Origin of the sequence: Citrobacter sp. ABFQG (genome assembly GCF_004322975.1) — a bacterium.
Lineage (GTDB): Bacteria > Pseudomonadota > Gammaproteobacteria > Enterobacterales > Enterobacteriaceae > Citrobacter > Citrobacter freundii.
In genome coordinates this window covers 1,327,427-1,345,800 of sequence record NZ_CP036435.1, presented here as the reverse complement: position 1 = coordinate 1,345,800, position 18,374 = coordinate 1,327,427, and the positions used below count along the sequence as shown (strand labels likewise).

The following is an 18,374-nucleotide window of genomic DNA, read 5'->3' as shown; positions in this document are numbered from 1 at the left end:
CTGGTTTATTTATTTCGGCCTCGCTCACATTTTTACATTGGAAACCACCGCGTTATTAACACCTTAGAAAACAGTTTCAAGTGATTACCACTGTTGTCACTACCATTATTAAAAAGTTTATTAAATAACTACTTATAGGTATTTAATCGGCACTTAAGTATATTTACCCGGCATTGGATTTTAATTAAAAGATTACAATAGTTACAAAACTACAAATCATAATTACTTTATTCACTGAAGCGATTCAGTTTGCATACTTTATTAGAACAGCAATGTAGCCTCCCCACCATAAATATAAATCAGGTTTAATGAACCAATTGGGAATAGCAATGAACGAATATTTTATGTTTGCCCTGGCACTCTCTCCGTTACTACTGATGGTATTTTTAATATTGAAATTGAAAATGCCCATCCATTATTCAGTACTGATCTCTTTGGTATTCACCGCTGCACTATCGGCAATATTCTGGGAAATGCCCGTACAAAATCTAAAAGCCGCGATAGGCTATGGCGCGCTGAAGGGATTATGGCCGATTGTGATTGTGATCCTCGGCGCTATCTTCAGTTATAACGTCATGCAGGCGACCAAAGCGCTGGATATTCTGCGCGATATTCTCGCCAGTATTAGCGAAGATAAGCGTATTCAGGTGCTGCTGATTTCATGGTGCTTTGGTGGATTTCTTGAAGCCGCGGCGGGTTATGGTACAGCGGTCGCCATTCCGATCGGTATTCTTATCGCATTGGGTTTCAATCCGCTGAAGGCGGCGATTGCCTCTCTGGTGGCAAATACCGTTCCCACTGCATTCGGCGCGGTCGGGATCCCGGTTTCTATTCTGGCAGAACAGGTTAACCTGCCGGTTTATACCTTAGGCGGAACCATTATTCTGCAGCTCGCGCTGTTTAATATCCTGCTGCCGTTTGTGATTGTCTGCATTATTGGCGGCGGCCTGAAAGCCATTCGCGGCGTATTTCTGATCACGTTGATTTGCGGTATTACCACGCTGGTTCCGCAGTATTTTGTCGCTATTCATCTCGGTGCTGAATTACCCGCCTTTGCCGGTAGCCTGGTCAGCCTGTTTGCCGTGGCGATGGTTAGCCGTCTGCGCAAAGGGAAAACCGATCCCGAGTGGCGAATTGAAGTCAGCCATACCCGCGAAACCACGCCGCGCTCGGCAAAAGTGTTGTTCCGAGTTGGCTCTATTTATCTGTTTATTTTTGTGTTTATCCTGATGTGTTCGCCGCTGTTCCCGACGATAAAAGGCGCAGCCTCACAACTGGCCTCGGTGCTACATTTCACGTTGGCTGACGGCAAAACGATGGCGTTGAAAGTTGAATGGGTGACCACGCCAGGGATGCTGATCATCTTTGCGACCATTATCGGTGGTTTTATTCAGGGAGCGTCCGCACGCGGGATGCTGGAAGTATTTATCAAAACGATTTTCCAGCTTAAAAACTCTATCGTCGCAATTATGGCGATCGTCGCGCTGGCCACGGTGATGGATCTCAGCGGGATTATCTCCACGCTGGCGCAGTCGATTGTCGATCTGACCGGCAGCTCGTACGTCTTCCTCGCCCCGGTGATTGGCGCGCTGGGCACGTTCGTTACCGGCAGCGATACCAACTCGAACATTTTGTTCGGAAAACTGCAAACCATTGCCGCCAGCAAACTGCATATCGATCCCAACTGGCTGGCAGCGGCCAATACCTCTGGCGCAACGGGCGGGAAAATGATTTCGCCGCAAAGCATCGCCATCGCGGTATCCGCCACAAAAATGGACGGTCAGGCCAACCAGATCATGTCTGGCACCATGAAATACTGCTGCGCCTATATCGTGATCCTCGGCTTAAAGGTTGGCCTCTTTTATTACTGGTTTATGGCGTAAGCCATTGTCAACCCCGTCAAATTTGCGGCAACCGTATTTGACGACGCGGTGACCAAAAAGGTTTACACCTCCCCGGGAACGGAACGAGGCGACAGACTTTACGATTTGTCGGCGCTGACTAAAATAGCGCCGATGTTTCAAATCGAGGATTGTTGTTATGTTGTTCTGGAAAAAGATGGTGAAGAAGTTCGACGCCTTTTCCGCGTTGATTCCACCACGCTACTTCCGCGTGTAATACTGGGCACTTATGCCTGATGGCGCTTCGCTTATCAGGCCTACGTTTCGCATTCATTTGTAGGCCTGCGTTTCACGCTCATTTGTAGGCCGGATAAGGCGCTAGCCGCATCCGGCAGCAGCGTAAAATGTTCACCCCTTTCTCTTACGCAGTCCGCACGCTCTTAACATCACAACCCAAATACGAAGCCATGCAAAACGGTAGACCAGCGGATGCTGAAACCTCAGCAATGTCAGAAACACAGAGCCCCCTTGCGGCGTCAGATCACTGTTGCCTGATAGCGAACCTGTGGGTCCATAATCTGGTGGCGCGCGTCTATCAGCCGCAGTTCATACGAATCATGCTCTTTCGTCAGCCGCATTACCGCGTCAACAACACTGGTGGTCCGCTCCAGCGCCAGCTTGTCCTCATAACCATTGAGTAGTGAGGCCAGCATCACGCTGCAAATCAGATCCCCAACGCCCACCGGCATTTTGGTAAAGGTATACAGCGGCCGGGCAATGTGTAACGTCTGTTCCGGCGTCACCAGCAGCATTTCAAACGCCTGTTTGTTCCGCGAACAGTCGCCGAGATGCTTCACCAGCACCTTCTTTACGCCCCACGACACCAGCTGCCGCGCCGCTTCCACCACCTCGTCAAAACTACGCAGTTGTCTGCCCGTCAGCACGCCCAGCTCATAGAGATTCGGTCCCATCATGTCGGCCAGTTGAATGGCGTCATCGACAAAAAATGACTCCACGCCCTGCGCGACAATGCAGCCTTTTTGCGGGTCGCCCATTACCGGATCGCAAAAATAGAGCGCCTGCGGATTACGCTGACGAATGGTGGAGACGGCGTGCTTCACCTCTTCACAATGGCGTTTATCTCCAAGATACCCGGACAATACGGCATCGCATTGCGCCAGCTTTTGCAGGTCATCCAGCCCGCTGATGATCGCGCTCAGCTCGCCGTGCGGCATCGCCATACCCTGCCACATCCCATATTGGGTGTGGTTGGAAAACTGTACGGTGTAAAACGGCCAGACATCGATCCCCGAGAGCTGCATCGGCAACACAGCGGCTTTATTTCCGGCATAGCCATAAACGACCGACGACTGAACAGACAACACGTTTTTCATTTTGACTCCGTCTAACGAAACGTTGGCAGCAGACCAAATACGTCCAGAACAACCGTCAGATAGACAACCGCTCCGCAGACAATCACCAGGTTAAGCACGGTGTTATTACAGGGCGCGGTATAGCTGGCGGTTGGGAAACGTTTCCGCGCGGCTTTCACCAGGAACGGCGGCAGGATCACGCTCCAGATGGTAAAGGCCAGACCGGCGTAACCAATCGCGTGCACAAAACCGTTCGGGAAGAAAAAGCACACGGCGGCTGGCGGGAAGTAGGTCACCAGCGCGGTTTTCAGGCGACCCATGCCGTCGTCCGGGAAGTGAAACAGATCGGCGATGTAATCGAACAGGCCAAGCGTCGCCGCCAGCAGGGAACTGGCTACCGCGAAGTTGCCGAAAAAGGTGAGGATCAGATCCATATATCGGCTGGTGAACAGCCCGCTGATGGCCTCGACAAACACATCGATATTGCCGCCTTTGGCGATAATCGGCGGGAATGAGGAACGGCTGATGTTACCCATCGTCACGCCCAGCCAGAAAATATACAGCAGCAGAGCAAACAGCGTACCGATGATAATCGAACGCGTAATATTCGAGACTCCGCTTGTGCCATACAGTTTAACCAGGCTCGGCACGTTACCGTGAAAACCAAACGAGATAATACAGAACGGCAGCGTCATCAGGATGTACGGCAGATACTGCGAATTGGGCAACGCCACCGCCACGCTGTCGATGAGTTTTGCCACTTCGATATGGCCAATCAGCCCGGAGAACGTGGCAAAGAACGCCACAAACTTACCGATAATCAGCACGGTAGTGATGCGTCCGACCAGTAAGGAACTATACCAGGCAATCGCGCCGACCAGCATACTGACGATCACCACCGAGATATTCGCCGGAAAGCGCACGCCGCTGTATTTGAACACGGTTTGCGCCATCACCGCCGACGAACCGGAGATATAGGCATAGGTCAGAATATACAGCACAAAGCCGAAAGCGATACCAACCACGATATTCCACTTCCGGCCTAATAAATCCTGAGTAAAGGTATTAAAACTGGCACCGGCGCCATAATGCAGGTTAACTTCGACCAGCATCAGACCGGTTAATAACATCATGATGGCGATAAACAGAAGAATAACAGACGCACCGGGGAACCATACGCCGGCCATCGCAATCGGCAGGGAGAACATCCCGCCACCCACTACGGTCGCGATAACCAACATGGTTCCGCTAATCAGTCCGGGGGTACTACTCTGTCGCTCAATGGCATTAATATCCATGATAAATGTTCCTGTAGACTATTCGTTATAATTACAGCTGTCATTTGTACATCATGCGGATAATAAAAATGTCGGAGTCAGGGTTTACTTTTTTTTAGTTATGTCACGGTAACGGGCACCGCAAAGGTTTCCTGTTCATGGAAAAGGAATACAAAAAAGCCCCATCACGTGATGGGGCCATAACTATTTTTTAGATGTAATCAAAGCGTGCAGTAAAGAAACGCAACTGCTTCGGCTCGTAAATAAACTTCAGCCCGCGAATATCTTCTTTGTGCTGGTAAAGTTTAATAATACCGTCAGCCACAACATCCATATGTGCGTAGGTATAAACACGACGTGGAATAGTCAGACGCACGGTTTCCAGTTTCGGTCTGTGGTGTTCACCGGTCACGTTATTACGGCCCGCAGAGATAATTCCGCGCTCCATGCTGCGCACGCCGGTTTCCACATAGATGCTGGCGGCCAGACTTTGCGCCGGGAACTCATCTTGCGTCAGATGCTCGCAGAAGCGACGCGCATCGAGGAATACCGCATGACCGCCTACCGGTTCAACAATCGGTACGCCAGCGGCTTTCAGTTTGTCGCCCAGATAGCGAACCTGCTTCACGCGGTGCTCAATATATTCGTACTGCATGGCTTCGCGCAGGCCAATCGCCATGGCTTCCATATCACGTCCGGCCAGGCCGCCGTAAGATGGCATCCCTTCGTAGACCACGACTAACTCTTTGGCAGAAGAGAACATTTCGTCATCGTTCATGCACAGGAAGCCGCCGATGTTCACCAGACAGTCTTTTTTACCACTCATGGTACAACCGTCGGCGTAGCTGAACATCTCATGCACGATCTCGGCGATGCTCTTGTTCTCAAAGCCCTGCTCTTGCTCTTTGATAAAGTAGGCGTTTTCTACGCAGCGGGTAGCGTCGTAGAACACTTTAATGCCATGCGCTTCTGTCAGTTCACGCACCGCACGCATGTTAGCCATCGAGACCGGCTGCCCACCCGCGAGGTTAACCGTCACCGCCAGGCAGATATACGCAATATTCTCTGCGCCTTTTTCATCAATCAGCTTTTGTAATTTTTTAAGATCGATATCACCTTTAAACGCAATATTCAGACCGGCATCGTGCGCTTCGTCACGAACGATATCGACAAACACCGCACCATTTTTTTCCTGGTGATAACGGGTGGTAGTGAAATACATATTCCCGGCAACATATTGCCCAGGTTTAATAGCCAGCTGCGATAACAGGTTTTCTGCGCCACGCCCCTGGTGAGTCGGAACAATATGTTTAAAGCCAAACAGTTCCTGCACGGTTCTTTCCAGATGATAGAAGTTTTCGCTGCCCGCGTACGCTTCATCACCCATCATCATTCCGGCCCACTGCTTGTCGCTCATTGCGTTAGTGCCACTGTCTGTCAGCAGGTCAATATAAATATCTTTCGAATTTAACAGGAAAGTATTGTAACCCGCTTCCTGCATTTTCTTGAGGCGCTCATCACGCGGGATCATAGATACAGTTTCAACGCTTTTAATACGGAAGGGTTCTGCCGGATAATTCATTTTGTTTCTCCAGTAACAGTGGTCATGTACGTATTAATGTGAAGTAAATCATACCTGGTTCATCAACAAATCCTGATGAAATATAACTATTCGCCTCCTGATTCAGGGGGAGAAATAATGTGGAGGCACTATGCAAGATTTGATTGATTATGGAAATAGCCCGGTCAACATTAATCACTGGCAATAATTTAAAAAGCTGTAAATGTGAGTGATGCAAATCACACGTCATTTTTTTACCCGTTAATATTCAACAAGTTTTTTTTTGCGTTTCGATTTGCCATTCGTCGTAGTGTGTCTGCGGAGAGTGGAAATACTGAAAACATAACTTTCCAGGCTGTGCTCGTAATGTATTGGTGAATGAGTACACCTCATTTTGTGAGAGTCGGATCACTTCACGGAGTGATATTTGTGATTCACATCACCAAAAGTGTAAAGCAAAGTGTACAAAACGGTGTTGTTTCAGAGTTTACTATTTGCTTCAGTGAGTCAGATCGCATTTTTGGCCAGATGTAGAGGCGCGTTATTTCTGGAAATGGCTGGTATTTAGCGGACTGGAGGGGAATGGATTTACACGGTGAATAATACCGGATTTATTGGGGTGAAGGCGTTTTCTATTTATTCCGAAAGCGTGCTATTCGCGCTTATTTCATCGTATTTACATCTGGACTTCCCCCAGTTTACTGGCGTAATTTACAGGGGTTTTATTAGCGCGATGCGAAGGTGCGCCAACACCTCCGCATCGCTAATCACAGCAACTATTTCACGAGAATAGCCATCATGACTGATACGCATTGTATTGCAGTTTCATTTGATCCAGAAGTCCACGCCGCAGATAACCGTCGCCTGAAGGTGGGTTATGCGAGCCGTTATCCTGATTACAGCCGTATTCCGGTGAAGTACGTTCGGTTTCCGTCCATTGTGATGAAGGGCCAGTGGCTGAAAGCCGCCGGATTCGACACCGGCACCGACGTTGATGTGCGGGTAATGCAAGGCTGCATCGTGCTTACCGCCCGCGCTGCCGAACCCGAAGAGTCAGAACTAATGAAATCCCTGCGCGCCGTGGAAAAGCTCTCCGTGCGTAAGCAAAAGCAGGTGCTGGAGTTTATCGGGGTGATTGCGGGGAAAGCGTTGAAGGGGTGAGTGTGTGATTGTGATTGTCATTGAGGCGCCTGCGGGGCGCCTTTTTTGAGCGTTTAGCACAGCATATTTTTCAGTTCTTCTGGGGTGTACGGCGGTATGCGCCGGTGCAACATAGCATGACAGTTTGGACATACGGGGATCAGGTCATTGATGGGATCAAGGCAGGAGTCTTCTTTTATTACCGATAGGGGTACTAGGTGATGAACATGGATAAACCCTTCGGCAATCTTACCGTAGACCTTTGACATATCGATGCCACAGACTTTGCACTGACAACCGTGATGGCGAAGCGCTGCCTGTCGGGCGTTGCGGTCGCGCTCATAGCGATTCACGGTCACCTGAGTCGCTGCCCCTTCTATATATTCAGTTTGCGCTTCGAGTTCTTCAGGAAAGATCGTGTCGCTCACCGCCGCAGCGCGCTTTTTATCCTGAACAATATGAAAACCTTGCTCAGTCAATAATCTGACGCATTTCGAACTGATACCGCCGGAGAAATCCTGAGGGGTAAACGCTTTGCCCGTCAAAAGCGTCGCCGCAATTCCGGCAATGGCTTTTGACGGATAGCGACGCCCCTGAAATTCCAGCTCGTAAAGCCGTGCCTCTTTGAAACGATGCGAGAAGCCCGAGTCATAGGCGTGAATGGCCTTGATGATGTACTCGCGCGGCAGCGTGTCAGGTAGTTCATTCATGGGGCAGATTCCTTTAACCAAAGACTTTCTGAAAAAACGGCAAGCGATAAAGTGACGTCGATAGTGTATCGGCCTCACTCCTCTTGATCAGGTGATATTTTGCGAGCATCATCGCAATTATTTACCCGATAATGAAATCAATGACTTCCAGTAAAACCCTACAACAGGCAATTGCCGACATCACCATCTGGCGTAAAGGCGAGCAGCGTGCGCCGCACAAGCCTCTGCTTCTGCTTCATGTGCTGGCGGGTTATCAGCAGGGCCACGGTCGCCTGTTTGACTACGGTTCGGAAGTTCGCGACCCGTTGCATAGTCTGCTGGAGCGATTTGGACCCCAGCGCGCGCAGTACCGCCCGGATATGCCTTTCTGGCGCTTACAGGGAGATGGGTTCTGGGAGCTACAAAACGCCGAGCATTGTTCAACATCCGGTAGCAGCAAACAGCCCCCTGCCGGGGAACTGGTAACGCACAACGTTGCCGGAGGTTTTGATGAACAGCATTTTGCCCTGCTGAAAAATAGCAAGAGCCTCATCAACACCCTGGCCCAGCAAATCCTCGAGGCGCACTTCACCGAAAGCATCCAGGAAGAGATCGCGGATGAACTGGGATTTGATATCCTGCAAATCCGCAAACAGCGGGATCCATTGTTCCGCCAGCAGGTTCTGCGTGCCTATAACTATGAATGCGCCATTTGTGGTTTCAATATGCGCCACGACAGCACCTCAGTCGCCCTGGAAGCCGCCCATATCAAATGGAAACAGCACGGCGGCCCGTGCGAAATTTCAAACGGCCTGGCGTTGTGCGCAATCCACCATAAAGCCTTTGATAAAGGTTCGATTGGCCTGGATGAAAGTATGCGAGTTCAAGTGTCGCCCGCAGTAAATGGCAGCGGCATGGTGGGCAGACTGTTCTGGGATTTCGACGGGAAGGAGATTGCTCTACCGATGATGCGCGAGAATTATCCAAAAGAAGGGTTTGTGGAATGGCACAGGAAGGAGGTGTTCAGGGAATGAGTGCGAAGGCCGGACTCGAATTTCACACCCAATAGACTGATATCAATGCAATTTATAATCAGGAATAAATAGTTATACCCGCACTTGTACCCACATGTTAAAATCCGTACAAAAAATAGACATTACTAGTGGGTATAAAGCCATACCAGTAGAACACCGATATGGACATCAAAGCAATATTCAGGCGGGCAGGAAAGTTTTCTTCAGAGGCACCAAAAGTTTGGTTTCGATATCTACTTGCTCATAATTCTCAATAAGCGCACGGACGAGATCATCAAGCGTCCAGAGCGTTAGTGGTATCGTCGAACGATCGGCTTCATATCGAGCATCTTTTGTAAAACCACCGGTACTGACATAAAGCCCGCGATCGTCTTTATGGCGACCGCCGATAAAGCTGCGTATCTGCTGACTCCCCATTTGCTCCCTGCGATGTTTTACCTCAACGATAATACGTGGATTTTCAAAACCGAACCCATCAGGTGAAGCAATGATATCTTTACCCCGATCGGCTCCCGCAGGTGAGACCTGCGTTTTATAGCCCATACTGCGTAAAACTCCGGCAACCAGATTTTGCATCTCGTCCCAGTCAAGAGAGTTGATGCGATCTTTGATACCCTCAAACGCAAGCATTTCCATATCGCGCAGCGGATCAGAAACGACCTCATCTTCATCCATCACAATTGGATTCTGAGTAATCACATCTATAGTGGGTTTCTTATCCTGCAACAGCTCTTCTAGCGCATATTCTGGAAGCTGGAAAACCGTCAGCGTAGAACCCAATGTGTTCTTGGTAGCAACAGACAGTCGATCGCGATCTATTTCTTGTGTATTCCATTTAACCTGCCGAGCGATACCCATCCCCTCTTCCACCCATTCAGGATGATATTGGAAGTCTGAAGTAACTTTGCCTAGCAAATAAGTACGGTTGGCTGGCGAATAGGTAATAACCCAATCACCCTTTTGGATTTCGTTCACAAAACGCCAGACCTGCGATGCACCAGAACGCACGGTTCCCAGCTTTGTTAAAGGATCTGCCTCTTGGTATAAGGCGAGTAATTGGGCTCGGGACAAGCCGGGTTTGACTAATGGAGCCAGCTGAGACCAACCGATGCCTACAATTTGCTTATCGCGAAAATCGTCATAGAGCTTGCCGCCGTCACCGCGGATCATCCACATTCTGTTGCCCATACCCATCCCTTCATAAGGAAAAGAAATTAAGCTGGATCATAAGCTTGTTCGCCGCATGCGTCAAAACCATCAACAACGACGGCCCAGCATTCCAGAATTGTACTTGCGATAATGTGCCCAGTTAAAATTACAGCTTCTATTTGCATGATATTTCGTCCATATAAGTAAAAGCACCAACCAGAATCGGCAGGTGCTTTTTGGAATGAGTAAATAAGTAAGGAAAGCTGCAGTGTGAATCAGGAAGGCTATTCCCAATGTTCACCGTGCCGCGCTAATGCGATTTCTTTTCAATAAACCAGTTGCCTGTCGCGCCCGCAGAATATCGACTGCCCGCAGATATGGGGACTGTTCTTGCCAGTCGAATCCCCTACGATCAATACGAACCAGCCCATACTTTTCCACCAGAAAATTAACGGCATCGGCCAAAGATATACCGGCATCGATATGTTCCTGAATTACCGTTTCATCACTGAATGGTGTGTCGTTGAGTGTCAGGCCATAATGTTGTTCCAGCAGGCGTGCAAGCAGCATTTGCCAGACCGCCACGGGCGACAGACATAGCGTCGCCACCTGCGGATTTGTTGCAGGTAGAGTTTTCATATTTGCTCTTGTGAAAGTAGTTAACGATGAGTGGGGTAAACGGCGATGTATACGTAGCCGCAACTGCCAAGGGTGTCGGCTTCGCAGGTTAAATCGTTGTGGTACAGGGTAACGCAGTAGGCATGGTGGGGGCTGAGTTCGCCGGTGGTCAGCATCGATTCCATCTGGCGGATAAAGTGCGGGAATGTTTCATCCAGCTTCCGGCATTCGATGTCACTGAACTTGCCGGTGATGCTGGCCCGGTCAGCCAGATAATGCAGTCGGTTGCCTTCCTGCACCAGACGGGCTCCCAGGCGCGGTGTAATCTCCCGCTGCAGGCCCCTGGTAGGGTTGCTCATTACAGTTCTCCACTATTGTCAGTTCAGGGTGATGCTCATCAGGCAGGTATAGGGCCCATTGCGGTCCTGGCGGCGTTCGGCGTATACCGCGAGGACTCCGGTGATATCCGGAACGTCCCTGCCGGTGTAATGACAGACGCTACCGTGCCACTGATATTTTCCGCTGCAGTAGCGAAAGATCCGGGACTCAGGATGCTGGCGGTATATCGTCATTGCCCGGCGTTTACTGATAATTTTCATGTCATACCTCACAGCAGACCGTGTTCTGCGAACGAATAGATTTGCCTGCCGCCGACAATCAGATGGTCAGGGACGCGGATATCCACCAACTGAAGCACCTGTACCAGTCGCTGCGTGAGGGCTTTGTCTGCCTGGCTGGGTGTTGTCTCGCCAGAAGGATGGTTGTGCGCGAGTATCACCGCCGCCGCATTGAAGTACAGGGCACGTTTCACCACTTCCCGGGGATGCACCTCGGTACGGTTAATGGTGCCGGTGAAGAGCGTCTCATGGGCAATCAACTGATTCTGGTTGTCCAGATACAACACCCGGAACTCTTCCCGCTCAAGTGCGGCCATATGCAGTCGCAGCCACTCACGGACAGCATGTGAAGAGGTGAAGGCCACGCCGGGCTCATGCAGGTGTCGGTCCAGAGCCCTGAGTGCCCGCTGAATGAGACGCCGGTCCTGTGGTGTTATCTCGCCAGGTAAAAAGGAAAGCTGTTTCATTCGTTGTTCCTCCGGTCAGTCGATGATGCGCAGAATAGCGTGAGCTTCTGGATGTTGCAGGGCGTAGTCACGCAGGCGGTAAAAGTGTGCAGTTATCGCGTCACACTCTGTACGGCAGGCATGGTGACTGTACGCAATCATGCAGACAGCAATGCCCGCAGCTTCTGCGCTCATTTGGGCATCATTGCCGTTCATGCCGTTGAGCAGATGCCATTTATCGTCACTGTCAGCATCAGGGGCCATAAACGCGCCGCCATTGCTGAGGGTGTAGAACGACCAGATACCGCCGCTGTAGGTCGCACAGAAACGCTCCATCCAGGCAAAAATACGCGGCTCCAGGGTTAGCCATTGCGGGATAGTGCCAAAATGCTGCGGCCAGAAATCGATACGTTGTTCATCGGGGACCTGCGTGACGGTCAGTTCAAATTCGGGTTGGTTAGCGGGTGCGAGGTCGTACTGCGTCTGCGTTGTCATGGATATGTCTCCGTCAATAAAAACGCCAGCGGCGATGACTGGCGTATAGGGGAATAAAGGGTGTTCGGACAGGTGGAATGTTGCAGGTAAATGCTTCGCGGTCAGCGGGTGGACGTGTCTGTACAGATGCCTGAGGTGCGGATATAACGGTTAAGACCTTCACCGGCATCCGGCTCAAAATTCCATGCCCGCCAGACCATCCGGCCTTCAGTGTCACGAACCACCAGGCGGAAGTGACTGCCCTGGTCGTCTTCGAGTGTGATATTGCAGTATGTGGTAGTGACCGCTTGCGCTTGTCTCCGGGTGAAAGGCCCCGGTGGCAGTAACACGGATTGGGACATTTTCGGGCTCCTGATAAAAGAAAACCCCGGCAGCCTGATGGCTGTCGGGGTTGGTTTGCGTAAGGAGGAACGGCTTTCAGTCGTTACCGCAGTCTCCGGGAGTGGGCAGAACTTTCTCTGCGTTCTTCAGGTCCACAGTGAAAGTCCCCGCTTTACGGTCATTGACGTAAACGTCAAACTGCCCGGTCTTACGGATATCCATAATGAAGTCATACCAGGCGTTATCGCCGTTACGCCAGCCAAGGGTTGAGGGAATGGCATATTGCTTATGGTCCATCACCACGGTGACTGTGGTGCCATCATCGTGCGAACTGACCATTCTGTTATCCGTCTGGGTCAGAAAAACTGAATGCTGGTAGAAACCATTCTGGTCAGGATTTCCAGTACAGTTGATGGTAAACATCCTCCCACTGGTATCGGTCACGCTGTATTCCGTATTGCCCTGGCCATAGCCCTGCTGCCAGAATCCGGGAACCGCAGAGGCTGTAAAGCTGGTAAACAGTGAACATGCCAGTACAAACCGGCTTAGTGAATCTATTGTCATTTCTGTCTCCTTTATCGTTGTTTTTATTCGTGGTTCTCAGGGTTTGAGGGTATCAGCAGTCGCCCCATCAGTTTGCCGTCATGGGCGTACTCAAAGTATCTTTCTTTGGTATACGGGTCCGTCACCTCCTGGTATTCCAGTTTGATGTTATCGGCAATACAAAGCGCATTCATCAGCGGCTGGACGGTTTTTTCCTGCATATCCGCGAGGTAGTAGTAACTACCGCCCTCGCAGCCATCGGGCGACTCACGGGTACGTAAGACCTGCAGGGTGAGACCAGATGAGAAGCCAACCTGTGACCATTCTTCGCTGACATCATCCTGACGACTGACCACATCGCTGAAGCGCGGCGGGGTGAGATCCTTGAATTTGCTGATGGCCTTCAGGTCATCACTCCTGTCATCGCAGGCGCTCAGAAACAGAGTGGTGGCGACCAGTGCCAGAAGAGGCAGTGTTTTACGTTTCATTATTTTTTCCTGAAATCAGACGAACCACTTTGGCAAAGACATAAATGCCCACGAAAATACCCACCGGCACGCCGACGAACGGTGTCAGCGCGACACTGGCGGCACCTGCTGCACCTCCGCCCGTCAACAGTGCAGCAACGGTGGCAAGTGTCAGGGCCGTGAGGCTGTCGGACACCCCGGTTTTGTTCAGAATGATGACGATGACAACAATGGCGATAATGGCAATAACGGGCATCGGGCTCCTCCCTGCTGCCGGGTTGATAACAACGCCTGTGCTATTCCGGTGGGCTGTCAGCCGGAACAAACGCAAGCAGTGACTGCTGGATAAAACGAAAATGGGGTAAGGCTTGAATGAATACCGGGTCCTCAACCAGGCGGCACAGACTGTCATTGCGCCGGAAACTCTCCTGCAGGGGCTGAACCAGATGGATTTCATCCAGCGTGAATACGGCGATATGTCCGTCGTGTTCAGCAACCAGATACCAGGCCTGCTGTTGGATGAGAAGGCGGCAAGGTGCCAGTCGCTCACAGCGCCGACCATCGGTAAGCAGCGTCACCCTCCTGCGCCCGGTAATAGCCTGAATCAGCCGCCAGAAAGATAATGCCCCTGACGGGGAAGGGACCGAATTTGCGGGTGCTATCACGCAGGGAGACTCGTCACACATAAGCAGTGCGTTCACCAGACGACGATCAAGGCCAGGAAAAAGACCTGCCAGCCCGCTCCGGTGGGCAAAGATAAGCACGTCGGGCACCATCTGTGTCTCACTGCCAGCAGTGCGTAAGCGGCAGTAACCGGACTGATATTCCAGGTCCAGATACATCAGCCGCTCACGAAAATCCCGCCGCAGCGTGCGCACCGACACGCCAAACTCAACGGCCAGTTTGCGCACGCTCAGCGTTTCCCCCGCCACCAGGCGACTGATGATCAGTGACAGCCTGACAGCCAGCCGGTCATGGCGGTGTTCTGCCTGGGTCATGGGAGGTTCTCCGTCTAAGTTAACTGACTGAAAATAATGTGATTACTTTAAAGAGGTGGGCGGACAGGGTATGGACACTGCAGAAACTATTTTTCATTTCTGCGAAAGTCAGATATAGCAGGGGTTGCAGGCCATACCAGGGAGAGTGAGTCCTACTGGCATGTCGTAACGCGGACAGGTGGTGTCCGATATTAACAACATGGCAACATGAGAAGGCTACTGTAGTTGCGTAAGCAGTGTTTCCGCCATCATCCACAGCGCCCGGTTGAGCTTCACATCCCCGTCAATGCCACGCACAGCACGGGTATGAGTTCGCCCGCCTTTAACATTACGGCCACTGAGCCCGCCCTTAATCAGGTTTTCCTGCACACGCTGATAGGTGGTCCACAGGTCATTGTTCTCATCCTGCCAGCGGCGTGGGGAGAGTATCTGCGATTCACTGACAGGCTGGTGGTCCTCACCAAAGCGGTACGTGAGCGCGGCTTTTGCCAGTGCCTGCTGAGCGGGAGGTGGTAATAGCAGCGATTGCATGGCATCCCGCTTCTCCTCCACCCGGTCAAAAATCCCCAGTACCTCATACGCCCCTTCTATTACCTGATTCACCACATTTCCTTTGTGTGGCACCCGCACCTCGCCAAACGACTCACCGCAGACGAGCCCATTCTGACAAACCGCACGAAATAATCCCGGCAGCATCTGGTATGAGCTGGTGCCGTCATGTGAATTAAGCAGAATGATTTCCGGGACCTGCTTACCGGTAATCTGCCCCTCACGCCGCAGACGCAGCATGTGCTTTGTGTGTTCGCGACGATTCGGGTCACGCACCCGGGTCTGGCAGGCAAAGAACGGCTGAAAGCCTTCGCTTTCCAGGCTGTCGAGCAGGGAGATGGTGGGTATGTAGGTGTAGCGTTCACTACGGGACTCGTGTTTGTCCTCGCTGAAGACGCTGGGCACCACGCGAAACAGCTCTTCACGGGTTAACGGACGATCACGACGGATAAGGTTTGCAGCGCCAAAGCGCGAAGCCAGACGGGTCATAAGCAGACTCCTCATAACGGGAAGCAATAAAAGAAAGCCCTGTCGCACAGGCGATAGGGCTCAGGGATTAACAGGTAAGAATTAAACGCTCAGAAGAAGAAATCCCAGACAGCACGGGCCACTGACACTACGGCGATGCGCACGGCCTGAATGACGGCCCGCACTGGGGCTGGTATCAGGGGAAAGGCACTGACGCTATCGAGTACGGCACCTACGGTTTCACCAAAATCGCTACGAGCTTGCTCCCGGACTACCATCGTGCGAAAGGGATGCTGCAGTTGCGACACCACCGGGCTGCTGGCCTCACGCGGCAGGCAACGGATCATGCGCTCTGCCATCACCCGTAGTCCCCACTGCAGACGGACTGACACGGCACATACAGGATGCACTGGCTGAAAAATCTCATGCAGCAGGCAGATTTTGCGGCTGATATTCTGCTTCTGCTCTGTGGACAATCGCTCTCCACCGCTGGTGGGCTCAGTCTTATCAGACTGGCTGATAACAAACAGCACTTTATGCCGGTAAGCTTCACCAATCACCTGGCGGTAAAAATGCTCATCCACCGCCAGTGCCCGATCATCAGCCTTAATCAGCCACAGCACCAAGTCGAGCCGGGGAAGCTGTTCACGGTACAGCCCCGCATACTCAGTATCGCGTGCACCACTCTCCCCCACGCCGGGCAGATCCACCAACGTCATATAGCGCTCGCCAACCTGCAGGCGAAATCGCAAAGGTTCACGGGTACAGGCGGCCACATCGCTGACCGGCGACACCTCACCGGCAAACAGAGCATTGCAAAGGCTACTCTTTCCCGCCCCAGTTTTACCCATAATGCCAATCACTGGTTCGTAGTGGGTTAACTGATTTATCTGCTGCAATATACGTTCAGACACCCACTGCGGCAGGCCGGAAAGCGAATGGTTTAATGGCTGCAAACCTTGCTGATTAATCATGACAACTCCTGCAATAAATAAAACTAAAAACGGCAGTACCGCGAAGTTCTGCCGTTATGCTGGTATGTTCATGAAAATGATATATATCTGAATATAGTTTGAATGATGATTTTCTATTGAATCATCCTAAATACTTCCAGTACTCGTAAGGAAGGTTAATGGTGGCTTTAGGAGGGTATAGCTGATTAGGTAAGGCTTTATCGATGTGCAAAGCAGCGATAAAAATAAACCCTTCCTGAAAGGGAAGCACTGGAATCCATGAAAGATAAGCGGAATTAAGATGTCTTTTTTTTCTGCGCATATATTCATCAATTCCTGCATTGCAAAAATCAACAGTTCGAACATGGCAAAGTGACTGAATGTCAAATAAATAAGACTCAACAACAAATAATGGAATTTCTATTTGAATCAGGTCATAGCCAAACTTCTCACCAGATTTTTTATTTACGCACAAATAAACATAGCGTGATATACAATCACCCTCGGGCATATAGGATTTAATTTTATTCTCAATTCTCTCCATAAACCCACTATTGCAAGAGTCCCATTCAGATATTGCCGGAAGGAAAAAGCTTTCAACAGGATTTGGGTGAACATTGAATATAAGCTTTTCAGACAGAGAGTGAAGATATTTAAAAGTAGAGTCATCTTTATGCTGCTGCGTTTCGAAGTGACGAACCTCATGATAAAACATGCTAAAAAGCCTGCTTTCAACCTCCTGAGTAATTCTATTTTGATATGTCACAAAATCAAGAATAGGTGCAGTGGACCGTAATAACTCACATATTACCTTAGAACGTGACATGCCATTGGATTCGGCATACCTGTCGATTGAATTAATCGTTAAATCATCATCGGTGTTAAATGTAATTCTCTTTACCATAACTGTTATGCACTTTGTTGATTGTGCATAACAACCTATCACAGAGGCCAGTAAAGCGCCAGATCGCACTGCAATACTTCAGATTTCGCGTACACATTTCTTCCTGTGTAAGGCCACCATGTGAACCTACGATAGAATCCTTGAAACCATCAGTTCTTACTGAATTAAGGTTAATTAGTATTATCACCCGGAGTTAACCGTTCCTCTCCGGTAATCAATACTCATCCCTGCATTAAAAAATACATCACACATCTATCTATTGAACCCCGTTTAGTTTGAGGATAGATCATGAAAGAACCCTACAATGCCAACCCTAATTACCCTATGCATCGTATTCTTCTCGAAGAGATAAACCACCATCTGGATGAAATGTTTGAGCGTTATTCCCGCTTGCTGGCTTTTCGTATGGATTTTGGCTGGAAACAAGGGAGTGAACGCTCGCAGCGTAATCTCATGGATGAGATGGAGGGCGAGATACAGCACCTGATGGATGTGGTATTTGGCCGAAAGATGGTTATTGGGTATTGCTGGGTAATTGAATACAGACAGCGTAAGGGGTTGCATGTGCATGCCATGCTTTATCTTGATGGGCAGAAGCATCGGAAATTCTATCCAACTTCGCGTGCGATAGGGGAAGAATGGCGCAGATTGACTGACGATGAAGGTCTCTTTCATCTGTGTTCCAAGAAAAAGCATTTCGTTGCGAGTTCCGGAACGATAGTGGATCACCGCAATAGGCAAGCAGTTGATGAACTACGTTACGTAATTAGTTATTTAGCCAAATCTGAGCAGAAGTCACGAGGGGTTATTGCAGGTATGAATGCTATACCACCACGAAGCCGTAGAGGCAGGCCCAGGAAGGAGTAGCGACAGGTAAACGTTAAGCTGAAGTTTTTTTACAACAGAAGCCATTGATGTGGAGGAGCTGACG

The 18,374-nt window shown here is 50.4% G+C and carries 22 protein-coding genes; 4 read left to right on the top strand and 18 right to left on the bottom strand.

Annotated elements, in window-relative coordinates; genetic code table 11:
* Positions 1-329: 329 nt before the first annotated feature.
* On the top strand, positions 330-1,883 hold the full coding sequence (locus WN16_RS06570; protein WP_003837161.1) for an L-lactate permease: 1,554 nt from the start codon (positions 330-332) through the stop codon (positions 1,881-1,883).
* A gap of 494 nt (positions 1,884-2,377) precedes the next feature.
* Here the strand turns inward: WN16_RS06570 and pdxY are convergent, their stop codons facing one another.
* The 3 genes from pdxY to WN16_RS06555 form a co-directional block, all read right to left on the bottom strand.
* Entirely contained in the window at positions 2,378-3,235 is an 858-nt protein-coding gene (gene pdxY / locus WN16_RS06565; protein WP_044699096.1) for a pyridoxal kinase PdxY, read from the bottom strand.
* A gap of 11 nt (positions 3,236-3,246) precedes the next feature.
* Positions 3,247-4,512 (bottom strand): aromatic amino acid transporter, encoded by a 1,266-nt coding sequence (locus tag WN16_RS06560; RefSeq protein ID WP_003837156.1) that lies wholly within the window; start codon positions 4,510-4,512, stop codon positions 3,247-3,249.
* Between the two features lie 190 nt (positions 4,513-4,702).
* Positions 4,703-6,073 (bottom strand): tyrosine phenol-lyase, encoded by a 1,371-nt coding sequence (locus WN16_RS06555; protein WP_003837154.1) that lies wholly within the window; start codon positions 6,071-6,073, stop codon positions 4,703-4,705.
* Positions 6,074-6,850: 777 nt separating this feature from the next.
* Between WN16_RS06555 and symE the strand changes: the two genes are divergently transcribed.
* Entirely contained in the window at positions 6,851-7,213 is a 363-nt protein-coding gene (gene symE / locus WN16_RS06550; protein ID WP_044699097.1) for an endoribonuclease SymE, read from the top strand.
* A 53-nt stretch (positions 7,214-7,266) separates the two neighbouring features.
* On the opposite strand, the gene WN16_RS06545 is transcribed toward symE, so the two are convergent.
* Entirely contained in the window at positions 7,267-7,902 is a 636-nt protein-coding gene (locus WN16_RS06545; RefSeq protein WP_044699099.1) for an HNH endonuclease, read from the bottom strand.
* 140 nt (positions 7,903-8,042) lie between these two features.
* Here WN16_RS06545 and WN16_RS06540 point away from each other — a divergent pair, with 140 nt between their 5' ends.
* Complete coding sequence (locus tag WN16_RS06540) at positions 8,043-8,915, top strand: phosphorothioated DNA-binding restriction endonuclease (protein WP_080942000.1); 873 nt, start codon at positions 8,043-8,045, stop codon at positions 8,913-8,915.
* 180 nt (positions 8,916-9,095) lie between these two features.
* Here the strand turns inward: WN16_RS06540 and WN16_RS06535 are convergent, their stop codons facing one another.
* The 14 genes from WN16_RS06535 to WN16_RS06470 form a co-directional block, all read right to left on the bottom strand.
* Positions 9,096-10,103 carry a restriction endonuclease gene (locus WN16_RS06535; protein WP_063844630.1) on the bottom strand — a complete coding sequence of 336 codons (1,008 nt, stop codon included), beginning with the start codon at positions 10,101-10,103 and terminating at the stop codon, positions 9,096-9,098.
* Positions 10,104-10,361: 258 nt separating this feature from the next.
* Positions 10,362-10,703, bottom strand: coding sequence for a TA system toxin CbtA family protein (locus WN16_RS06530; protein ID WP_063844629.1), 342 nt, complete (start codon positions 10,701-10,703; stop codon positions 10,362-10,364).
* Positions 10,704-10,723: 20 nt separating this feature from the next.
* Positions 10,724-11,041 carry a type IV toxin-antitoxin system antitoxin YafW gene (yafW, locus tag WN16_RS06525; RefSeq protein WP_063844628.1) on the bottom strand — a complete coding sequence of 106 codons (318 nt, stop codon included), beginning with the start codon at positions 11,039-11,041 and terminating at the stop codon, positions 10,724-10,726.
* Positions 11,042-11,059: 18 nt separating this feature from the next.
* Positions 11,060-11,281, bottom strand: a complete 222-nt coding sequence (locus WN16_RS06520) for a DUF987 domain-containing protein (RefSeq protein ID WP_007893437.1) — start codon at positions 11,279-11,281, stop codon at positions 11,060-11,062.
* Between the two features lie 8 nt (positions 11,282-11,289).
* A complete protein-coding gene (locus tag WN16_RS06515; RefSeq protein ID WP_063844627.1) occupies positions 11,290-11,766 on the bottom strand; it encodes a RadC family protein in 477 nt (158 codons plus the stop codon).
* A gap of 15 nt (positions 11,767-11,781) precedes the next feature.
* Positions 11,782-12,240, bottom strand: coding sequence for an antirestriction protein (locus WN16_RS06510; RefSeq protein ID WP_063844626.1), 459 nt, complete (start codon positions 12,238-12,240; stop codon positions 11,782-11,784).
* Positions 12,241-12,341: 101 nt separating this feature from the next.
* Entirely contained in the window at positions 12,342-12,581 is a 240-nt protein-coding gene (locus tag WN16_RS06505) for a DUF905 domain-containing protein (protein WP_063844625.1), read from the bottom strand.
* Between the two features lie 76 nt (positions 12,582-12,657).
* Positions 12,658-13,125 (bottom strand): hypothetical protein, encoded by a 468-nt coding sequence (locus WN16_RS06500; RefSeq protein WP_063844624.1) that lies wholly within the window; start codon positions 13,123-13,125, stop codon positions 12,658-12,660.
* 23 nt (positions 13,126-13,148) lie between these two features.
* Positions 13,149-13,592 carry a YfjS/YafY family lipoprotein gene (locus tag WN16_RS06495; protein WP_088169063.1) on the bottom strand — a complete coding sequence of 148 codons (444 nt, stop codon included), beginning with the start codon at positions 13,590-13,592 and terminating at the stop codon, positions 13,149-13,151.
* Entirely contained in the window at positions 13,582-13,827 is a 246-nt protein-coding gene (gene ypjK, locus WN16_RS06490; protein WP_032294624.1) for a protein YpjK, read from the bottom strand. Before ypjK ends, WN16_RS06495 begins: the two co-directional genes overlap by 11 nt.
* Before the next feature lie 40 nt (positions 13,828-13,867).
* Positions 13,868-14,569 carry a WYL domain-containing protein gene (locus WN16_RS06485; RefSeq protein ID WP_063844622.1) on the bottom strand — a complete coding sequence of 234 codons (702 nt, stop codon included), beginning with the start codon at positions 14,567-14,569 and terminating at the stop codon, positions 13,868-13,870.
* Positions 14,570-14,785: 216 nt separating this feature from the next.
* On the bottom strand, positions 14,786-15,607 hold the full coding sequence (locus tag WN16_RS06480) for a DUF932 domain-containing protein (RefSeq protein WP_063844621.1): 822 nt from the start codon (positions 15,605-15,607) through the stop codon (positions 14,786-14,788).
* 89 nt (positions 15,608-15,696) lie between these two features.
* On the bottom strand, positions 15,697-16,560 hold the full coding sequence (locus WN16_RS06475; RefSeq protein WP_063844620.1) for a GTPase family protein: 864 nt from the start codon (positions 16,558-16,560) through the stop codon (positions 15,697-15,699).
* A 121-nt stretch (positions 16,561-16,681) separates the two neighbouring features.
* Entirely contained in the window at positions 16,682-17,443 is a 762-nt protein-coding gene (locus tag WN16_RS06470) for a hypothetical protein (RefSeq protein WP_127790460.1), read from the bottom strand.
* A 288-nt stretch (positions 17,444-17,731) separates the two neighbouring features.
* Between WN16_RS06470 and WN16_RS06465 the strand changes: the two genes are divergently transcribed.
* A complete protein-coding gene (locus tag WN16_RS06465; RefSeq protein WP_032294619.1) occupies positions 17,732-18,310 on the top strand; it encodes an inovirus-type Gp2 protein in 579 nt (192 codons plus the stop codon).
* The last annotated feature ends 64 nt before the right edge of the window (positions 18,311-18,374 follow it).